The sequence below is a fragment of the Clostridium sp. AWRP genome, assembly GCF_004006395.2.
Lineage (GTDB): Bacteria > Bacillota > Clostridia > Clostridiales > Clostridiaceae > Clostridium_B.
Genome location: NZ_CP029758.2, coordinates 1,898,584 through 1,915,206 on the forward strand (window position 1 = coordinate 1,898,584; position 16,623 = coordinate 1,915,206).

Here is a 16,623-nt window from a genome sequence, read left to right on the forward strand (position 1 = left end):
ATGATTTTATGGAGATACCAATATTTATTAAGAGGCACAGTGAAAAACCACTGTATATGCAGATATATGAATGTTACAAAAAAGCAATATTAGAAGGTACACTTAAAAGAGGAGACAGGTTGGAGTCTATAATGCAGCTTAAAAATAGACTTTGTATTAGCAGAAATACGGTTCAAGGGGCATATGATCAACTACTATGTGAAGGATATATATATAGCAAAAATGGAAGCGGCTATTATGTGGAATATATAGAAGATCAAATAAAAACTGTGAAAAAAGAGAATATCCCCTTAAAACTTAAACCCTTAAAAAGTATTCATATAGATGACAAAGTATATCCTTATAATTTTAAACCTGGCTCAGTAGATCAGGAAAGTTTTCCATTTGCGATTTGGAGGAAAATTGAGCAAAGCCTAATGAAAAAAGAAAATGTAGATATATTAACCTATTCAGATCCTAGAGGTGAATTTGAATTAAGAAGTCAAATTGCAAGTTATGTTAAAAGTTCAAGAGGGGTAGTTTGTTCTCCTGACCAAATAATTATAGGTGCAGGAACTCAGACTTTGATGGCTGTATTATGTGACCTGTTTAGTGAATCTTGTAATAAAAATATTGCTTTTGAAGAACCTGGATTTTCTGCTGTAAGAAAGGTTTTTGAATGGTATGGATATAACATAGAGCCAATTGAATTGACACAGGTTGGAATGAATATAGAAAAGCTTGAAACCCTTAAAATGACTCCTGAGTTTATATATGTAACCCCATCAAATCAACATCCTTTGGGCATGTCCATGCCTGTTTCAAATCGTATAAAACTTCTTAATTTTATTAGCAAGGCTAGGGGATATATTATTGAAGACGACTACGACAGTGAATTTAGATATAATGTAAATCCCATACCTTCACTGCAAAGTTTGGATAGTGAAGATAGGGTGATTTATCTTGGAACTTTTTCAAAAACTCTTTTTCCAGGAATGCATGTTGGTTATATGATTTTACCTGAAAATGTAATGAATCTTTTTATTAAAAAGGGAAGCTTTATAAATCAAACTGCATCAAAAATTCATCAGCTGACAATTGCAGAATTTATGAAAGAAGGTTTATTTGAAACGCATCTTAGAAAAATGAGAAATATATATGCTAAAAAGCAACAATTTCTTATAGACTGTATAAAACAACAATTTGAAGAAGATGTTGTGATTTATGGAGAGAGAGCAGGAGTTAATATTGCACTTCAGGTGAAAAATAATCTAAATGAATTGGAATTGATAAATAGGGCTTTAGAAAATGGAGTTAAAGTCTATCCAATATCATTTTATTATTTTGATCAAGGTAATTATAAAGAAGGTAATATGGTTTTCATGGGATATGGACATTTAAGCTTTGATAATATGCAAAATGGAATAAAACTTTTGAAAAAAGCCTGGTTTTAAATTTACAAAACTGGATATCAATTATATTGCCTATCTTTTTCTTGAGTACAGCTATTTTTCCCTTCAATAATATAGATTATCTTGACATCGTTAAGATTGTAAGATATAATCTTAACATCGTTAAGATACAGGAGGACGTATAAATGTCAAATAAGCCATATCATCATGGAGATTTAAGAAATTCACTAATTGAAGCTGGTATTGAGTTAATTAATGAAAAGGGCATAGAGCAATTTTCTCTGCGAAAAGTGTCTGCATTATGTGGGGTAAGTCAAGCAGCTCCCTATAGTCACTTTCAAAGCAAGGAAAGTTTATTGGAAGCTATGCAGGATTATGTAACAGAACAGTTTATGGAAGTACTGGAGAATGCAATCAAATCTTGTCCAAATCAAAAGGATCCAAGAGTAATTCTTGAAATTGGTAAGAGTTATGTGATGTTTTTTATTAATAATCCTCAATATTTTCCCTTTCTATTTTCTCAGCCGTGTATGGAGGTTGAGCTTTCCTTAGATGCTGATGCAAAGAAGAATTTTCCACCTTTTGAACTTTTAAAAGCTACTGCTTTTCGTATTTTTGGAGAAAGTGGAATGTCAAAAGAAAAAATAGAGGATACAATAATATCTTTATGGGCAACTGTACATGGTCTTGCTTCTATTGCAACAATGAAAAATGTTCATTATGACAAGGATTGGGAAACAAAGATTGAAGATATTATTTGGAATGAATAAAGGCATTAGCTGATTGGATATAGAAGGAGAAATAAAAATGGTAAATGAAAAAATTAGTGGACTTTTAGTTAAGTCATTTATGCGGAGGATGATGTGTATTATATTAATTATATTTTCTATTTTACTTATTTGCATATTTATTTGTGTGGGTGTGTTAATAGTACATAGTTCCGGAAAACCTAAACCTTTCTTAGATAAAAACGGAAAGCCGCTTCCAGGTAGTATTTCAGAAAAAATTCATGTAAATATAGGTGGTGTGGAACAGGGTATGTTTATAAAGGGTAAGAATAAAACAAAGCCAGTCTTGCTTTTCATACATGGCGGACCTGGTATGCCTGAATATGCGATTAGCCAGAAATATGCTGTAGTTCTTGAAAACTATTTTACAGTATGCTGGTGGGATCAGCGAGGAGCAGGGTTATCCTACAATAGTAACATATCAAAAGATACTATGACGGAAGATCAATTAATATCTGATACTATAGAGGTAACAAATTACCTTCGTAATAGATTTGGACAGAAAAAGATTTATCTTATGGCACATTCATGGGGAACCTATATTGGTATCCAATCAGCAGCAAAAGCACCTGAATTGTACAATGGATACATTGCCATGTCTCAGATGTCAAAACAGCTTGAATCAGAGAAACTGTCATATGAATATATAGTAGAACAGTATAAGATAGAAGGAAACAAAAGAATGTTAGAAAAGCTTGAGAATTCTCCTATTGATAAAAAGACCAATTTACCAATTGCATACTGGTCCATGCGTGATAAAATGATGCATAGTCTTGGAGTTGGCACAACACATAAAATGAAATCTGTAGTTACTGGTATATTCTTGCCAGTGATGGAAAGTCCAGAGTATACCTTCAGTGAAAAGATAAACATATGGCGTGGAAAATACTTCTCTGGTAAGACGAAACTGGAGGATACCGAATATACGACGGATTTGACTAAGAAGGTTAAAAAATTGGATATCCCCGTCTATTTTTGTGATGGAATATACGATTATACAGTTTCCTATAAGCTCGCTAAGGATTATTTTGATAAATTACAGGCACCAAAGAAAAGGTTTTATACTTTTAACCAGTCTGCCCACAGTCCACTATTTGAAGAACCAGAAAAATTTGCACGTATTTTGCAGGAAGATGTGTTGAAAAAATAACTAATTTAAGGTGTTTAATAAATAATATTTACTATAGATTTCTGCTGCGAAAAAAGAGCACATCATCTTTCAAAAGTTAGAAATGCAGATAATATTTTTGTATTGAGCGGAGGACATATTGTTCAAAGTGGAAGACATGAAGATTTAATTAGGGAAGATGGTGTTTACAGTGAATTTATAAATGTTAGGAAAAAGGCAATTGGATGGAGTATTGGGCAAAAGGTATATCTCAGTCGTTGACAAGAATAAAAATACTTGTTAAAATGTTCTTGTTCATCGGGGGGTATATAGATTGTTATATGCTGGATAAGGTGGCTGGATAAAAACAGCTGGTTTGTCCAGTATTTTTGTTTAGGAGTTTTTATACTATGGAGTGGTTAACAGTATAAGCTAATGGGGGAATAGTTGTGAAAAAATATTTATCAATAAGTGAAATGGCAGAAATACATAATATTTCAAGACAAACACTTATATATTATGACAAGATAGGTTTATTTGAACCTAACCATATTGACGATAATGGATATAGGTATTATAGTCCCTATCAAATTCCATTTTTAAGAGAAATTTGTTTTCTAAAATCAATAGGTATCAAGCTTAAAGATATAAAAAATAATATAAAAGACAGAAATATCAATAAAGCTATGTCTTTGTTGAAAACCCATAAAGAATTGATAGATAAAGAAATAGATAAGTTGCTATTGACTCGTGATTCTATTGAAGAAAGGTTAAATTTGTATTTAAATGTTGATCAATTTAAAGATGAATTGTATAGGCCTATAATAGAAAAGTTGCCAGAGAGAAAAGCAGTATTTATACCTTATGAAAATAAAATATCAAAGAAAGAATTGCATTTTACTCAAATGAAAATATGGAATATTATTAATAGGCATGGAATAGTTCCATTTGAGGGTTTTGGCACAATTATTATGAAGGATGGATTGGAGAAAGAATATATATTTGAGGGAGCAGGGGGATATGTAGTCTTATCTCATGCAGATGATTATATTGAAAACACTGTTACTTTGCCTGCTGGAAAATATGTGTGTATGTATAAATATGGGATGCCCTATGATACTGAATTTTTGTATAAGCTTATAAGATGGATCAATGATAACAATTATGAAATTGTAGGTAATATAGTTGATGGTTGTCTTTTAGATACTACTTTTTATGATGAAATCAATAATGTGGATCTTTGTCAATTACAGATTCCTATAGAAAAAATTTGTTAAATTTTAAAATATCTCTTGAATGTATAGTCGATATACACCTTAAACTATTTTTATAAAGGTTGTAAATTATAAAAATAGTTTTCTTTTTTAGGGGGAATCTTTAATGGGTATAGAAAATAAAAAACAAAAGGTAACAGATTTACGTTCTGCTATAGAATTGTTAAAGTCGGTACCGGGGCAGCTAATTGAAACTAATGAGCCTGTAGAACCACTTGCTGAACTATGTGGAGTTTATCGTCATGTTGGTGCTGGTGGGACAGTAATGCGTCCAACACAAACTGGACCTGCAATGATTTTTAATAAGGTGAAAGGTCATAAGGATGCACGAGTGATTATTGGAGTTTTAGCTAGCAGGGAAAGAGTTGGATTGCTACTTGGTGCAAAACCAGAACGTTTGGGTTTCTTTTTAAATGAGGCAGTTACTCACCCAATTCAACCTGTAACAATTCCGCAAGATAAGGCAGTTTGCCAAGAGGTTGTACATTATGCAGATGAGCCAGGCTTTGATATAAGAAAATTAATTTCTGCACCAACTAATACAGAAGAAGATGCAGGACCATATATCACACTAGGTATGTGCTATGCATCTGATCCAGAAAATGGAGAGTCAGATGTTACAATACATCGTTTATGTTTGCAAAGTAAAGATGAAATTTCTATGTACTTTGTACCAGGAGCACGTCATCTAGGCGTTTTTCGTGAAAAAGCAGAAAAGGCTGGTAAACCATTACCAATTTCTATTAGTATAGGAGTAGATCCTGCCATTGAAATTGCGGCATGTTTTGAACCACCAACAACACCACTTGGATACAATGAATTAAGTGCAGCAGGAGCTATTAGAAATAATGCTGTTGAATTAGTTCAATGTTTGACAATTGGTGAAAAAGCTATTGCAAATGCTGAATATGTTATAGAAGGAGAATTACTTCCTGGAATACGTGTGAAGGAAGATCAAAATACAAATACAGGAAAAGCTATGCCGGAATTTCCAGGTTATACTGGGCCAGCTAATCCTGAAGTACCAGTAATTAAAGTAAAAGCTGTTACTCATCGCCGTAATCCAATTATGCAAACCTGTATTGGACCAAGTGAGGAACATGTTAGCATGGCGGGTATTCCAACGGAAGCAAGTATAATCCAAATGGTGAATAAGGCTATGCCAGGTAAATTATTAAATGTTTACGCTCATTCATCAGGCGGCGGTAAATATATGGCTGTTTTACAATTCAAAAAAAGTATACCAAGTGATGAAGGACGTCAAAGACAAGCTGCTTTATTGGCATTTTCAGCATTTTCTGAACTTAAACATGTAATTTTAGTCGACGAAGATGTAGATCTATTCGATAGTAATGATGTATTATGGGCTCTAAATACACGTTATCAAGGTGATGTTGATACAATATTTATTCCTGGTGTACGTTGTCACCCTTTAGATCCTTCACAAAATCCTAGTTATAATCCATTACTCAAGGACAAAGGAATTTCTTGTAAGGTAATTTTTGACTGTACAGTGCCATTTCACTTAAAAGAACGTTTTAAGAGATCAAAGTTTAATGACGTAGATCCTGCTCGTTTTGCACCAGAATTATTTAAAACAAAATAATTGAAATAGATAAAGAAAAGGTGTTGTAGTTTATGGAAGATACCAAAAGAAGTAGTAATAAAAGAAGATTAATAATAGGTATGAGCGGTGCAAGTGGAGCAATATTAGGTATAGAAATATTAAAGATACTTAGAGAATACTCTGAATGGGAAACCCATTTAGTTATTTCAAAAGGTTCAGAAGAAACAATAGCTGGGGAAACAAACTATAAATTAGAAGATGTAATGGATTTGGCAGATAAAGCATATTCTATAAAAGATATTGGCGCAAGCATAGCCAGCGGCACTTTTAAAACTGAAGGTATGATAATTGTTCCTTGCAGTATGAAAACTCTTGCTGGTATTGCATGTGGTTACTCTGATAACTTACTTCTTAGAGCGGCAGACGTTATAATTAAAGAAAAGAGAAAATTGGTATTAGTAGCTAGAGAATGTCCTTTAAGCACAATCCATTTGAGAAATATGCTTTCATTATCTGAATTAGGTGTAATTATTATGCCTCCAATGGTGTCGTATTATAATAAACCTGCAGACATCAATGATTTGAATAAGCATATCATTGGTAAAATTCTTGATAGGTTTGGAATTGAAGTAAGTGGATTTAATAGATGGGGTGAAAATGATGTATGATTTAACTTTAGAAAGGGGTAGAATAAAAGTTAATCTAAAGGCTTTTGCCATAGGAAAAGATTTGTGTGTAATAGTCTCAGGAGGAGATATCCCACATATAGGCACTGTAACTTTAAGTATTCCTAGACCAAGTTTGTCAGATTCAAATGAAAGAAGTGCCACAACGTCAGTTTTAAATTTGTTAGGCCATAAGGATGATGAAGTTGCAAGATATGTATCACATACACTTTCTTCAAAATTAAATAAAAATGTAGTTGTAACCTGCGGTATTCACGTTGATAATATAACAGCTGAAGAGATTGATATTGTTATAAATATTTTAAAGGAATTGACAAATATATTAATAGAGAAAATTTATTCAAATGAATCTAACTACTAATAAATAGAATTCATAAAGTAAGCTGTGGATGATTTTACGTTTATCATCTACAGCTTATTTTTATATCAAGTGCACTGCATTCTTAATCTTCTGTTTTCATACCAAAATGGCTGAATTATTTTTTCATTTCTTTAAATATGTTTTTGACTTGCTTATTAAGAGCATAAGTTTTAATATTGGATTTTAATTTTGATATAAACAACTGTTCATTTATAGGTTTAGTTATAAAATCATCAGCACCACAATTCAAAATAGCTGCAAGAGTTTTAGGATTGTCTAGAGATGTAACAGCTATTATAGAAGCTTTTAGATTGGATTTTCTTATGTCTCTGATTAAATTTTGGCCAAATTCATTTTCTAATATAATATCAACTAAATATATATCATATTTTTTATTGCTTTTCATTAAATCCTTACTAGATTTATAGGAATCCACATTATTTATGTTATATTTTTTAAATAGATCTTTTTCGATTAAAGAATCAAAACTACTGTCGTCTATAATTGCAATTTTTGCTTCCTTTAAATCTTCCATATATTCATCTGATTGAAATACGGAATCTATACGTTGAACAATTTGTTCATTTAAATCCTTTTTTAAAATATAATCAGTTACACCTAAGTTTAGAAGCTTTTTCTTTGTTTCATCAATCGCATTACTTGTTACAACAAATATTGGAATATCTTTTTTATTGCTGTAATTTATATCCTTAAGAAAATTTTCTATAGAGCCTCCTTTTGCATAAAGAGATGTTATAATAATATCTATATTGGAATCCTGTAGTATTTTATAAGCTTCATTGAAATTATCAGCAGATATATAGGAATAGTTACCTTGTACTAAGGTATTTTTTACAATATTACAAAAAAATTCACTTTCTTCAATATGTAGAACGGTATGCATATACTTCACCCCTTGGAGAATATTTATAACTACATTATTAAGTATATTATCGTAGATATATGGGAAATAATTAATATGTTTTACATAGTTTTTAAAAATACTTATAATAAAGTTATATTATTAAAGAGAAGAAAAAATATGGAGGAAGCGGCATGAATAATGGATTTTATTATGAAACGAAAATTGGTAAAATAGGTATTGTTGAAAATGGAAAGGCCATTACTCATATAAGTTTTGGAAAAATGAATTTTCAAGATATATGTATAAATGAAACATCTTTATTGAAAAATGCAGGTAATCAGCTCCAAGAATATTTGGAGGGAAAAAGAAAAGAATTTGATTTGCCTCTGGAACCGCAGGGGACGGAATTTCAAAAGAAAGTATGGAATGCACTGCAGGAGATTCCCTACGGTGAAACATTTAGTTATAAAGATGTGGCCCAAAATATAGGAAATATAAAGGCTTGCCGTGCTGTTGGCATGGCAAACAATAAGAACCCTATTCCCATATGTATTCCATGCCACCGTGTTATAGGTTCAAATGGCAAATTAGTTGGCTATGCAGGCGGTTTACATATAAAAGAAAAACTTTTAGAAATAGAGAAGCAAAATGCAGATAGTTAAGGTTGAAGTTCTTTAACTGTGAAATTATATGAACTTCTTCAAGTTATTTTTCTAGTAATGGGGGAAATTAGTATGAGTGAAAATGATTTGTATAAAGAAATTGTAAGGAAAAAAATTTTTGAACTGGCGGATAATGAATATAAGAAATTTCAAGAAAATTTGTGTCCCGACAATGATAATATTGTAGGAGTAAGACTTCCTCTTTTAAGAAATCTTGCCAGAGAAATAGCTAAAGGAGATTGGCGTACGTATATAAAAACCTCACAGGATGAATACTATGAAGAAATTATGCTTCAGGGAATGGTAATTGGATGTGTGAGAACTGACGTTGAAGAAAGGTTAAGGTATATTACAAATTTTGTTCCTAAAATTGATAATTGGGGCGTTTGTGACAGCTTTTGTAGTGGATTAAAGTTTACAAAGTCCAATATGCAGCGTGTATGGGAGTATTTACAGTCTTATGCGTTTTCTGAAAAAGAATTTGAAGTCCGTTTCTTTGTTGTAATGCTTCTTGATTTTTATATAAAAGAGAATTATGTTGATAAGGTGCTAAAATCATTAGATAAAGTAAATCATAAAGGTTATTATGTTAAAATGGCTGTTGCCTGGGCCGTTTCTACTTGTTATATTAAATTCCCAGAAAAAACAATGGAATATCTCAAAAATAATACATTAGATAATTTTACATATAATAAAGCACTACAAAAAATAATAGAGTCTTTGAGAGTTGGAGAAGATGCAAAAATGGTTATTAGAAGCATGAAACGTAAATGAAATAAAAAGACACCAATTTTTGTTAATAGGTGTCTTTTTCATATACGAAATTTTGATTTAATATAAATTTTATTTTAGTAAATACAATATAATTTTAATTTTATACAATTGAAAAAACTTAAAACGGAGATAATTAATTGTGAAAACTCGGTGGTTTATTAATAAGCACTGAGTTTTTTGCCATTATTGTTATGATCTATGATGAGGGTATGAAATATTAAAATATATCTAATAATAAAGAAGATGAATCTAGTATTTCATATTAGATTCAGTTACAAGATAGGTAATATCAAGAATTTCATTAAAGTTATAATACTAACTGAGATCATTCTAATTTAAGGAGGTTTTTTATGTACGGATATAGTGGAAAAGTATTAAGAATTAATTTAAGCAATAAAACTTATAAAGTTGAAGAATTGAAAATTGATGAGGCTAAAAAATTTATAGGAGCTAGAGGGTTAGGTGTAAAAACTTTACTTGATGAAATAGATCCCAAAGTAGATCCATTATCACCCGATAATAAATTTATTATAGCAACAGGGCCACTTACAGGAGCACCTGTTCCAACAAGTGGTAGATTTATGGTAATTACTAAAGCACCTTTAACAGGAACTATTGGTATTGCAAATTCAGGTGGAAAATGGGGAGCTGAGTTAAAAACAGCTGGATACGATATGGTAATCGTTGAAGGCAAATCAGATAAACCAGTTTATGTAAATATAGTAGACGATAAAGTAGAATTTAAGGATGCTTCTCATATTTGGGGAAAATTAACAGAGGGAACTACAAAAATGCTTCAAAATGAAATTGATGCAAAGGCTAAAGTTTTATGCATAGGACCAGCTGGAGAAAATTTGTCACTTATGGCAGCAGTTATGAATGATATCGACAGAACAGCAGGTCGTGGTGGTGTTGGAGCTGTTATGGGTTCTAAAAACTTAAAAGCTATCGTAGTTAGAGGAAGCGGAAAAGTAAAATTATTTGATGAAGAAAAAGTAAAAGCTGTATCACTTGAGAAATCAGATATTTTAAGAAAAGATCCAGTAGCTGGTGGAGGACTTCCAACGTACGGAACAGCTGTGCTTGTTAATATAATTAACGAAAATGGAATAAACCCCGTAAGAAATTTTCAGGAATCTTATACAGATCAAGCAGATAAGGTTAGTGGAGAAACTATGACACAGGAGTGTTTGGTTAGAAAAAATCCTTGCTATAGATGCCCAATTGCTTGTGGAAGGTGGGTAAGACTTGATGATGGAACTGAATGTGGGGGACCAGAATATGAAACATTATGGTCATTTGGATCTGATTGTGATGTATATGATTTAAATGCTGTAAATACAGCTAATATGTTATGTAATGAATATGGGCTAGATACAATTTCAGCAGGAGCAACTATTGCATCGGCTATGGAGCTTTATCAAAGGGGTTACATTAAGAATGAGGAAATAGCTGCGGATGGATTATCACTTAAATGGGGTGATGCTAAGTCTATGGTGGAATGGATAAAGAAAATGGGACGAAGAGAAGGATTTGGAGACAAGATGGCAGACGGTTCATATAGACTTTGTGAATCCTATGGTGCGCCTCAGTATTCAATGAGTGTAAAAAAGCAGGAACTTCCAGCATACGATCCAAGAGGAGTTCAAGGACATGGTTTAACCTATGCCGTTAACAATAGAGGAGGATGTCATATTAAAGGATATATGATAAGTCCTGAAATACTTGGATATCCAGAAAAGCTTGATAGATTTTCAATAGAAGGAAAGCCAGCATATGCTAAAGTATTCCATGATTTAACAGCAGTTATAGATTCCCTTGGATTATGTATTTTTACAACTTTTGGTCTTGGTGCCCAAGATTATGTTGATATGTATAATGCAGTAGTTGGGGGAGACTTACATGATGTAGACTCTTTAATGTTAGCTGGAGATAGAGTATGGACTTTAGAAAAAATATTTAACTTAAAAGCAGGTGTAGGTAGTTCACAAGATACTCTTCCAAAGAGATTGCTTGAGGAAGAAGTTGTAGAAGGGCCATCAAAAGGGCATGTTCATAGATTAGATGAATTAGTACCTGAGTATTACTCAGTGAGAGGATGGGATAAGAATGGTGTTCCTACAGAAGAAACTTTAAAGAAGCTTGGATTAGAAGAGTATATTGGGAAAATTTAGACTAAGGAAAGTATGAAGTTTGAAGTAATATTGATTACTATATTTCAAAGTTCAGAGTAAAAAGACACCAATTTTTGTTAATAGGTGTCTTTTTCATATACAATTTAAATTTTTAATTAGAACTTACGCATTTATCTTTTGCTAATATAATTGTACAAATTAGTATAAGTGCACTTCCAACCAATATTGCAAGTGACATTTGCTCATTGAGAAACAATACACCTAACAATACACTAACTATAGGTTCGAAAGTTCCTAGTATGGATGAAGATGATACTCCTATTAGTTCTATAGCTTTTAGAAGTAAAATTATTGATAATATAGTTGAAACTACAGAAATTCCCAAATAGCAAACTACAATTTTAAAATTAAAGTTTAAAGCTACGGCTTTGTTAAACAGCCCACATAAAGCTGTACCTATTGTTGAACCTAGACAAAGATACATAGTAGTAACCCTATTATCTAAAGACCTGATGGATTTTAAATTAAGGGCGATTAGTGTTAGTCCGTAGGAAAAACCTGAAAATAGAGCTAAGGAAATTCCTAAAATATTTATAGTATTATTTTTAAAACCAACTAATGTGTAAATACCAGCTGCAGCAAGTAATAGGGATACAATTTTTTTAGTACTCATTTTATCTTTATAAAATATAAAACCTGCTATGCAAACTACAACTGGATATATAAAATGCAAGGTAGTTGCAAGGCCCCCACCTAAATAATTATAAGATATAAATAAAGCTTGAGTTGTTATAGTATATCCAGTAATACCAATGAATATAAGTAACAGAACCTGTTCCTTTTTTAAGTTAATATTAATGTGACTGAAATTTAAGTACAAAAATAATATTAATGTTGAAATTAGAAATCTAAATAGTAATACGGTGGTTGGATTAGAACCATTGAAATATGCAATTCTAGCCAAAATAGGCATAATCCCAAATGCTGTTGATGATAAAAGTGCATAAGCTATTCCTTTGTAATTATTCAAAACTTGTCCTCCTTTTGGATGTCAATAAAAAGCCTTAAAAAAGCCATACATATTATAGCACAAATTTAAAACTGTTAGAACAGAAATACTATGACTTAATAAGGTAATTTTAAGATTTTTATGATAGTTGCCAAAGACGACAATTCAGCTTTCTTGCAATAGAAACAGCTAATATTTGTGTATTACCATGATAAATTGATTCACATATAATTAAAACGTCATTTTTGTTAGCTTATTATAGAAAATATTATTGGAATTAAGTTTACTGAACCATGTGCTATTATAGGTACTATAAGTCTTCTTCTCTTAATGTAAAAAGCATACCAAACTAAGCCAACAATAAATGAAATCCCTGTTGTCTGCCAATCGAAAATACCGAAAATAATACTACTTATTAAAATAGATGCAAGCATACCGTACTTTTCTTCTAAAAATAACTTTGAGTATAATCTAAAGACAATTTCCTTAACAAGAGGAGCAATAATAACTAATGTTAAAAATTGAATTAGAATAGGAGTAGAATCCTTTAAACCTTGTCCAATACCTTTAATAGGAGTGAATAAAACTATAAGTACAGCTATGATATAAGTTAATATTCCACCTAAAAGTCCAAATAAAATATCTCCAATTAATTTATTCTTATCTATAATTTCTTTTTTTAATAATTCAGAACTTACACCTCTCTTTTTTAAATCTTTTAAGTAAAATGGAAGCATGATAAGTAAGATTGCAGCTAAATAGTAAATATAAAAGTTATTCCAGGTTTGTAATGCTGATTGCATATTCTTGCCATTAGTAAAGTAAGGAATAAAAATAAATGATAAGCCTACAACCAAGCAAATTATAGCTAGTACTGACATTGTAGGTATTACAGCTTTTTCATTAAGCTTTTTAGTTTTTTCATTCATAAGATAGCCTCTTTCTTTGTTAAAGATTTAGTTGTTTGTTTTTACATTCATATAATATAAGAATTTTTAGTAATAAAAAAGTTACTGAGGTCATAATTATTATGACTTCAGTAACTTTTACTATAGAAATTTTAAATTTGTGCATTTGAGTTTTTGTAAGTAAGCATACTTACTGAAGTAACAGATAAAGGAATTAAAAAAGCTGTAATAATATACTCTAGCTTAAAGCTTAATACATATTGGCCTTTGGGAATCCATATAGTTATATTTAAAAGTTGAGTAACTATAATTGCAAGTATAATACCTGTTATAAAGCCTAAGAAATTTAAAACAACATTTTCTTTAAATAATTTTTTTAAAAGAACGCTTTTTCTATAGCCAATAGCACGTAAAATAGCAAATTCATTTTTCCTATTAGTAAATATAATATGATTTAAATTTGCTACCGAAATACTTAAAACCATAATTAAAATAAAATGGAAAAGATATATAAAAACATTTAAATTACTGATGTAGTCATGAATTTGAGATTTTACACTCTTATAATCAGAAACTATTATATTTTTGCCGCCCAATGCCGTAATGTGCTCAATGATTTTATTGTTATCTGTAGAAAACATTATGCTGTATTTTAAAGCATTTTCTTTTGAAGCATTGAATTCATTAGAAGTAATTGCAATATTAACTGGACCATCTACAATTCCGCATACTTTATATTTTTTATCAATGACCATATTCTTTTCAAAATTACTTGATATACTTTGTCCAACTTTAATGCCATTTTGCTTTGCATATTTTAAAGGTATTATTATTTCAGCTTCATTTAAAGTAGGTAGTTTACCTTCAACTAGTTTTAAATTGAACGTATTTAAAAGTTTAGGTACATCATTTTGAAAAACATTGTAGCTGTTAAAGGTGCTGCCTCCAAAGGGATTATCATATTCTAAATAACCATTGACACTTATTATTGGAATTATGCCTTTTATAGATTGATTAGTTTTAATTTCATTAACTACATTGTCTGGTATAGGCATTTTTGAATTTGATGTAACAGTAATGACTTCTTGGTACATGTTTAAATTGTTCAAGTTAAGTGCATAAGTACTGCTGGATATTAATATTGAAGCAAAGTATATTAAGAACACGCTAAAAACCATTGAAATAAAACTTGGTAATATGTTATTTATGTTGTTTATCAAATATGTTGTTGATGAAAGAGGTTTCATTTTATCACTCTCTTTCCTTGTCAATGCTTTCAATTGTCCCATCCAGCATGTTTATGATATGATTTGCATTTTGGAGTAAAGAATAATCGTGGGTTACAACTATAAGCATGTTATCTTTTTTATAATTTTCAAGAAAAGATATAACTTTCTTAGTAGTATTATGATCTAATGCAGCAGTAGGTTCATCCGCAAAAATTACTTTAGGATTATTTATTAATGCTCTTGCAATTGCAGTCAGCTGTCTTTGTCCTACAGAAAGCTGATGAGGTTTTTTATCTGCAAGGTTAGCAATACCAAGGTTATTTAAGATGGAGAGTGCTTTTTCTTTTGATTCACTACTGTCATCATTTATTGGAGTTAATACATTTTGCATAACTGTCATATAATCAATTAAAAAGTGCCTTTGAAATATAAATCCAAATTCTTTCCTTCGAATACCTTCATTTTGAGAAGGTAAAATTTTGCTGTAATCTAAATTATTGTAGTAAATTTTACCGGAGGTAGGAAGCTTAAAACCAGATAAAGCATATAAAAGAGAACTTTTCCCGCTTCCAGAGGGTCCCATAATTCCTATAAAGTTTGTTCCATTAAGGAATAAGTTTATGTTTTTAAGTGCATAAGTTGGTACTTCTTTATCTATATCATAAATTAAATTTACATTTTCCATTTTAAAAAGCATCAAAATCACCTCTAAGATTTTTCAATCATGTTGATTGGGTCAAGTTTATTAATCATTGAATTTACGGGAATTATTGTAAAAAGTGTTGTAAATAATGGAATATAAGAACATACAATAAATGCTTTTACATCTAATATTACTCCTAAAGCTCCGCAGCTTTGAAATATATAATATTTATCTATATAACTTAAGATAATACCTATAATCAATCCTAGAATGTATGAAATAAAATTAACAAGAAAAACTTCAAGTATAACATTTTTTAGTATTTGTATTTTAGTGTACCCAATAGCATTTAATATACCGAGTTCTTCTTTTCTATTTAAAAATTGAATGTATTTTGAACTACCAACGGTAATTACCATTAAAAAAATAGTTAATATAGTTATAATGTCTAGTATTTTTGAGAAATCTAGACTTCTTTTTAACTCAGCACTCATAGTATTCATAGTTTCTGGAAGAATTGTGTCGTTGGGTAGAGAGTTAACTAATTTGTTAACTTTATTAATTTTATTTTTTTTAGGGAATATAATAACCCCACCTTTAGGTAATATTGAAGTGTTATTTTCATAATAAGCAGCATCATTTATTGGTGCTATTGAAATCATATTTTCACCTTTGAGTATACCAACAACTTTATATTTACCGTAAATACTATCAAATTTATTTATCATAGTCCCTACACTATCTCCAATATGCAAGTCCCTATTTTTTGCAACTAGAGAATCTACTGCAATTTCATTTTTACCTTGAAATGGAAGTCTCCCAGAAAGTACAGTAATGTTTTGTTTATTTAAAAAATAATTTATATCGTTGTTATTTAAAGCTAATACTTCACTATCAGCAGAAATTCCCATAATATTATAGTCGAGTGCATACCATTTAAAAGGAATGATCTTTTCTACATTTCCATCCTTTTTTACAGTATTCATAATATTTTTAGGTATAGAATTTTCACCACCAAAAGTTTTAATCCTGGCATAGGTGTTATATTCAGAAAGATAAAGTTTGTAAAAGGAAACTTCAATTGATTTTATAAAAGTATTAGCTGCATATAAAAAAGCTATTACAATAGAAATTGAAATAACTGAACTTATAAAGCTTTTTTTATTGCCTTTATAATAAGTTAAAAAAGATAGTGGCTTCATAATTTATTCCCACCTTTTAAG

General features: G+C 30.4%; 17 protein-coding genes. 11 read left to right on the forward strand and 6 right to left on the reverse strand.

Annotated features, from left to right (window positions below; genetic code table 11):
* The first annotated feature begins 8 nt into the window (after positions 1 to 8).
* The 8 genes from DMR38_RS08850 (at position 9) to DMR38_RS08885 (ending at position 7,175) form a co-directional block, all read left to right on the forward strand.
* Positions 9 to 1,433 carry a PLP-dependent aminotransferase family protein gene (locus DMR38_RS08850; RefSeq protein WP_127720932.1) on the forward strand — a complete coding sequence of 475 codons (1,425 nt, stop codon included), beginning with the start codon at positions 9 to 11 and terminating at the stop codon, positions 1,431 to 1,433.
* A 143-nt stretch (positions 1,434 to 1,576) separates the two neighbouring features.
* A complete protein-coding gene (locus DMR38_RS08855; protein WP_127720933.1) occupies positions 1,577 to 2,161 on the forward strand; it encodes a TetR/AcrR family transcriptional regulator in 585 nt (194 codons plus the stop codon).
* 37 nt (positions 2,162 to 2,198) lie between these two features.
* Positions 2,199 to 3,329 (forward strand): alpha/beta hydrolase, encoded by a 1,131-nt coding sequence (locus DMR38_RS08860; protein ID WP_243124506.1) that lies wholly within the window; start codon positions 2,199 to 2,201, stop codon positions 3,327 to 3,329.
* A gap of 102 nt (positions 3,330 to 3,431) precedes the next feature.
* Positions 3,432 to 3,569 (forward strand): hypothetical protein, encoded by a 138-nt coding sequence (locus tag DMR38_RS08865; protein WP_243124507.1) that lies wholly within the window; start codon positions 3,432 to 3,434, stop codon positions 3,567 to 3,569.
* Between the two features lie 167 nt (positions 3,570 to 3,736).
* Positions 3,737 to 4,564, forward strand: coding sequence for a MerR family transcriptional regulator (locus DMR38_RS08870; RefSeq protein WP_127720934.1), 828 nt, complete (start codon positions 3,737 to 3,739; stop codon positions 4,562 to 4,564).
* Positions 4,565 to 4,667: 103 nt separating this feature from the next.
* A complete protein-coding gene (locus DMR38_RS08875; RefSeq protein ID WP_127720935.1) occupies positions 4,668 to 6,167 on the forward strand; it encodes a UbiD family decarboxylase in 1,500 nt (499 codons plus the stop codon).
* A gap of 32 nt (positions 6,168 to 6,199) precedes the next feature.
* The gene (locus DMR38_RS08880; RefSeq protein WP_127720936.1) at positions 6,200 to 6,796 is read left to right on the forward strand and encodes a UbiX family flavin prenyltransferase; all 597 of its coding nucleotides are present in this window, start codon (positions 6,200 to 6,202) and stop codon (positions 6,794 to 6,796) included.
* Positions 6,786 to 7,175, forward strand: a complete 390-nt coding sequence (locus DMR38_RS08885) for a hypothetical protein (RefSeq protein WP_243124509.1) — start codon at positions 6,786 to 6,788, stop codon at positions 7,173 to 7,175. Before DMR38_RS08880 ends, DMR38_RS08885 begins: the two co-directional genes overlap by 11 nt.
* Positions 7,176 to 7,290: 115 nt before the next feature.
* Here DMR38_RS08885 and DMR38_RS08890 read toward each other — a convergent pair whose 3' ends face one another.
* Positions 7,291 to 8,079, reverse strand: a complete 789-nt coding sequence (locus DMR38_RS08890) for a response regulator (RefSeq protein ID WP_127720937.1) — start codon at positions 8,077 to 8,079, stop codon at positions 7,291 to 7,293.
* Positions 8,080 to 8,231: 152 nt separating this feature from the next.
* On the opposite strand from DMR38_RS08890, the gene DMR38_RS08895 reads away from it, so the two are divergent.
* The 3 genes from DMR38_RS08895 to DMR38_RS08905 all read left to right on the forward strand — a co-directional run bounded on the left by DMR38_RS08895 (position 8,232) and on the right by DMR38_RS08905 (position 11,650).
* A complete protein-coding gene (locus tag DMR38_RS08895; protein WP_127720938.1) occupies positions 8,232 to 8,702 on the forward strand; it encodes a methylated-DNA--[protein]-cysteine S-methyltransferase in 471 nt (156 codons plus the stop codon).
* Between the two features lie 72 nt (positions 8,703 to 8,774).
* Positions 8,775 to 9,476: a DNA alkylation repair protein gene (locus DMR38_RS08900; RefSeq protein ID WP_127720939.1), complete on the forward strand. Its 702-nt coding sequence runs from the start codon at positions 8,775 to 8,777 to the stop codon at positions 9,474 to 9,476.
* A gap of 350 nt (positions 9,477 to 9,826) precedes the next feature.
* The gene (locus DMR38_RS08905) at positions 9,827 to 11,650 is read left to right on the forward strand and encodes an aldehyde ferredoxin oxidoreductase family protein (RefSeq protein WP_127720940.1); all 1,824 of its coding nucleotides are present in this window, start codon (positions 9,827 to 9,829) and stop codon (positions 11,648 to 11,650) included.
* A gap of 112 nt (positions 11,651 to 11,762) precedes the next feature.
* Here the strand turns inward: DMR38_RS08905 and DMR38_RS08910 are convergent, their stop codons facing one another.
* The 5 genes from DMR38_RS08910 to DMR38_RS08930 form a co-directional block, all read right to left on the reverse strand.
* Entirely contained in the window at positions 11,763 to 12,641 is an 879-nt protein-coding gene (locus DMR38_RS08910; RefSeq protein ID WP_127720941.1) for a DMT family transporter, read from the reverse strand.
* A gap of 227 nt (positions 12,642 to 12,868) precedes the next feature.
* Positions 12,869 to 13,549, reverse strand: coding sequence for a type II CAAX endopeptidase family protein (locus tag DMR38_RS08915; RefSeq protein ID WP_127720942.1), 681 nt, complete (start codon positions 13,547 to 13,549; stop codon positions 12,869 to 12,871).
* A gap of 131 nt (positions 13,550 to 13,680) precedes the next feature.
* Positions 13,681 to 14,817, reverse strand: a complete 1,137-nt coding sequence (locus DMR38_RS08920) for an ABC transporter permease (protein ID WP_243124510.1) — start codon at positions 14,815 to 14,817, stop codon at positions 13,681 to 13,683.
* Positions 14,780 to 15,442, reverse strand: coding sequence for an ABC transporter ATP-binding protein (locus DMR38_RS08925; RefSeq protein ID WP_243124512.1), 663 nt, complete (start codon positions 15,440 to 15,442; stop codon positions 14,780 to 14,782). The genes DMR38_RS08920 and DMR38_RS08925 overlap by 38 nt, the downstream gene beginning before the upstream one ends.
* A gap of 23 nt (positions 15,443 to 15,465) precedes the next feature.
* A complete protein-coding gene (locus DMR38_RS08930; RefSeq protein WP_127720944.1) occupies positions 15,466 to 16,602 on the reverse strand; it encodes an FtsX-like permease family protein in 1,137 nt (378 codons plus the stop codon).
* Between the last annotated feature and the right edge of the window lie 21 nt (positions 16,603 to 16,623).

What these genes read in the sequence shown, in the direction of transcription:
- DMR38_RS08850 (WP_127720932.1), top strand. Translation starts at nt 9, where the DNA reads ATGGAGATACCAATATTTATTAAGAGGCACAGTGAAAAACCACTGTAT.
- DMR38_RS08905 (WP_127720940.1), top strand. Translation starts at nt 9,827, where the DNA reads ATGTACGGATATAGTGGAAAAGTATTAAGAATTAATTTAAGCAATAAA.
- DMR38_RS08860 (WP_243124506.1), top strand. Translation starts at nt 2,199, where the DNA reads ATGGTAAATGAAAAAATTAGTGGACTTTTAGTTAAGTCATTTATGCGG.
- DMR38_RS08925 (WP_243124512.1), bottom strand. Translation starts at nt 15,442, where the DNA reads ATGGAAAATGTAAATTTAATTTATGATATAGATAAAGAAGTACCAACT.
- DMR38_RS08920 (WP_243124510.1), bottom strand. Translation starts at nt 14,817, where the DNA reads ATGGGACAATTGAAAGCATTGACAAGGAAAGAGAGTGATAAAATGAAA.
- DMR38_RS08880 (WP_127720936.1), top strand. Translation starts at nt 6,200, where the DNA reads ATGGAAGATACCAAAAGAAGTAGTAATAAAAGAAGATTAATAATAGGT.
- DMR38_RS08930 (WP_127720944.1), bottom strand. Translation starts at nt 16,602, where the DNA reads ATGAAGCCACTATCTTTTTTAACTTATTATAAAGGCAATAAAAAAAGC.
- DMR38_RS08900 (WP_127720939.1), top strand. Translation starts at nt 8,775, where the DNA reads ATGAGTGAAAATGATTTGTATAAAGAAATTGTAAGGAAAAAAATTTTT.
- DMR38_RS08885 (WP_243124509.1), top strand. Translation starts at nt 6,786, where the DNA reads ATGATGTATGATTTAACTTTAGAAAGGGGTAGAATAAAAGTTAATCTA.
- DMR38_RS08895 (WP_127720938.1), top strand. Translation starts at nt 8,232, where the DNA reads ATGAATAATGGATTTTATTATGAAACGAAAATTGGTAAAATAGGTATT.
- DMR38_RS08915 (WP_127720942.1), bottom strand. Translation starts at nt 13,549, where the DNA reads ATGAATGAAAAAACTAAAAAGCTTAATGAAAAAGCTGTAATACCTACA.
- DMR38_RS08855 (WP_127720933.1), top strand. Translation starts at nt 1,577, where the DNA reads ATGTCAAATAAGCCATATCATCATGGAGATTTAAGAAATTCACTAATT.
- DMR38_RS08875 (WP_127720935.1), top strand. Translation starts at nt 4,668, where the DNA reads ATGGGTATAGAAAATAAAAAACAAAAGGTAACAGATTTACGTTCTGCT.
- DMR38_RS08890 (WP_127720937.1), bottom strand. Translation starts at nt 8,079, where the DNA reads ATGCATACCGTTCTACATATTGAAGAAAGTGAATTTTTTTGTAATATT.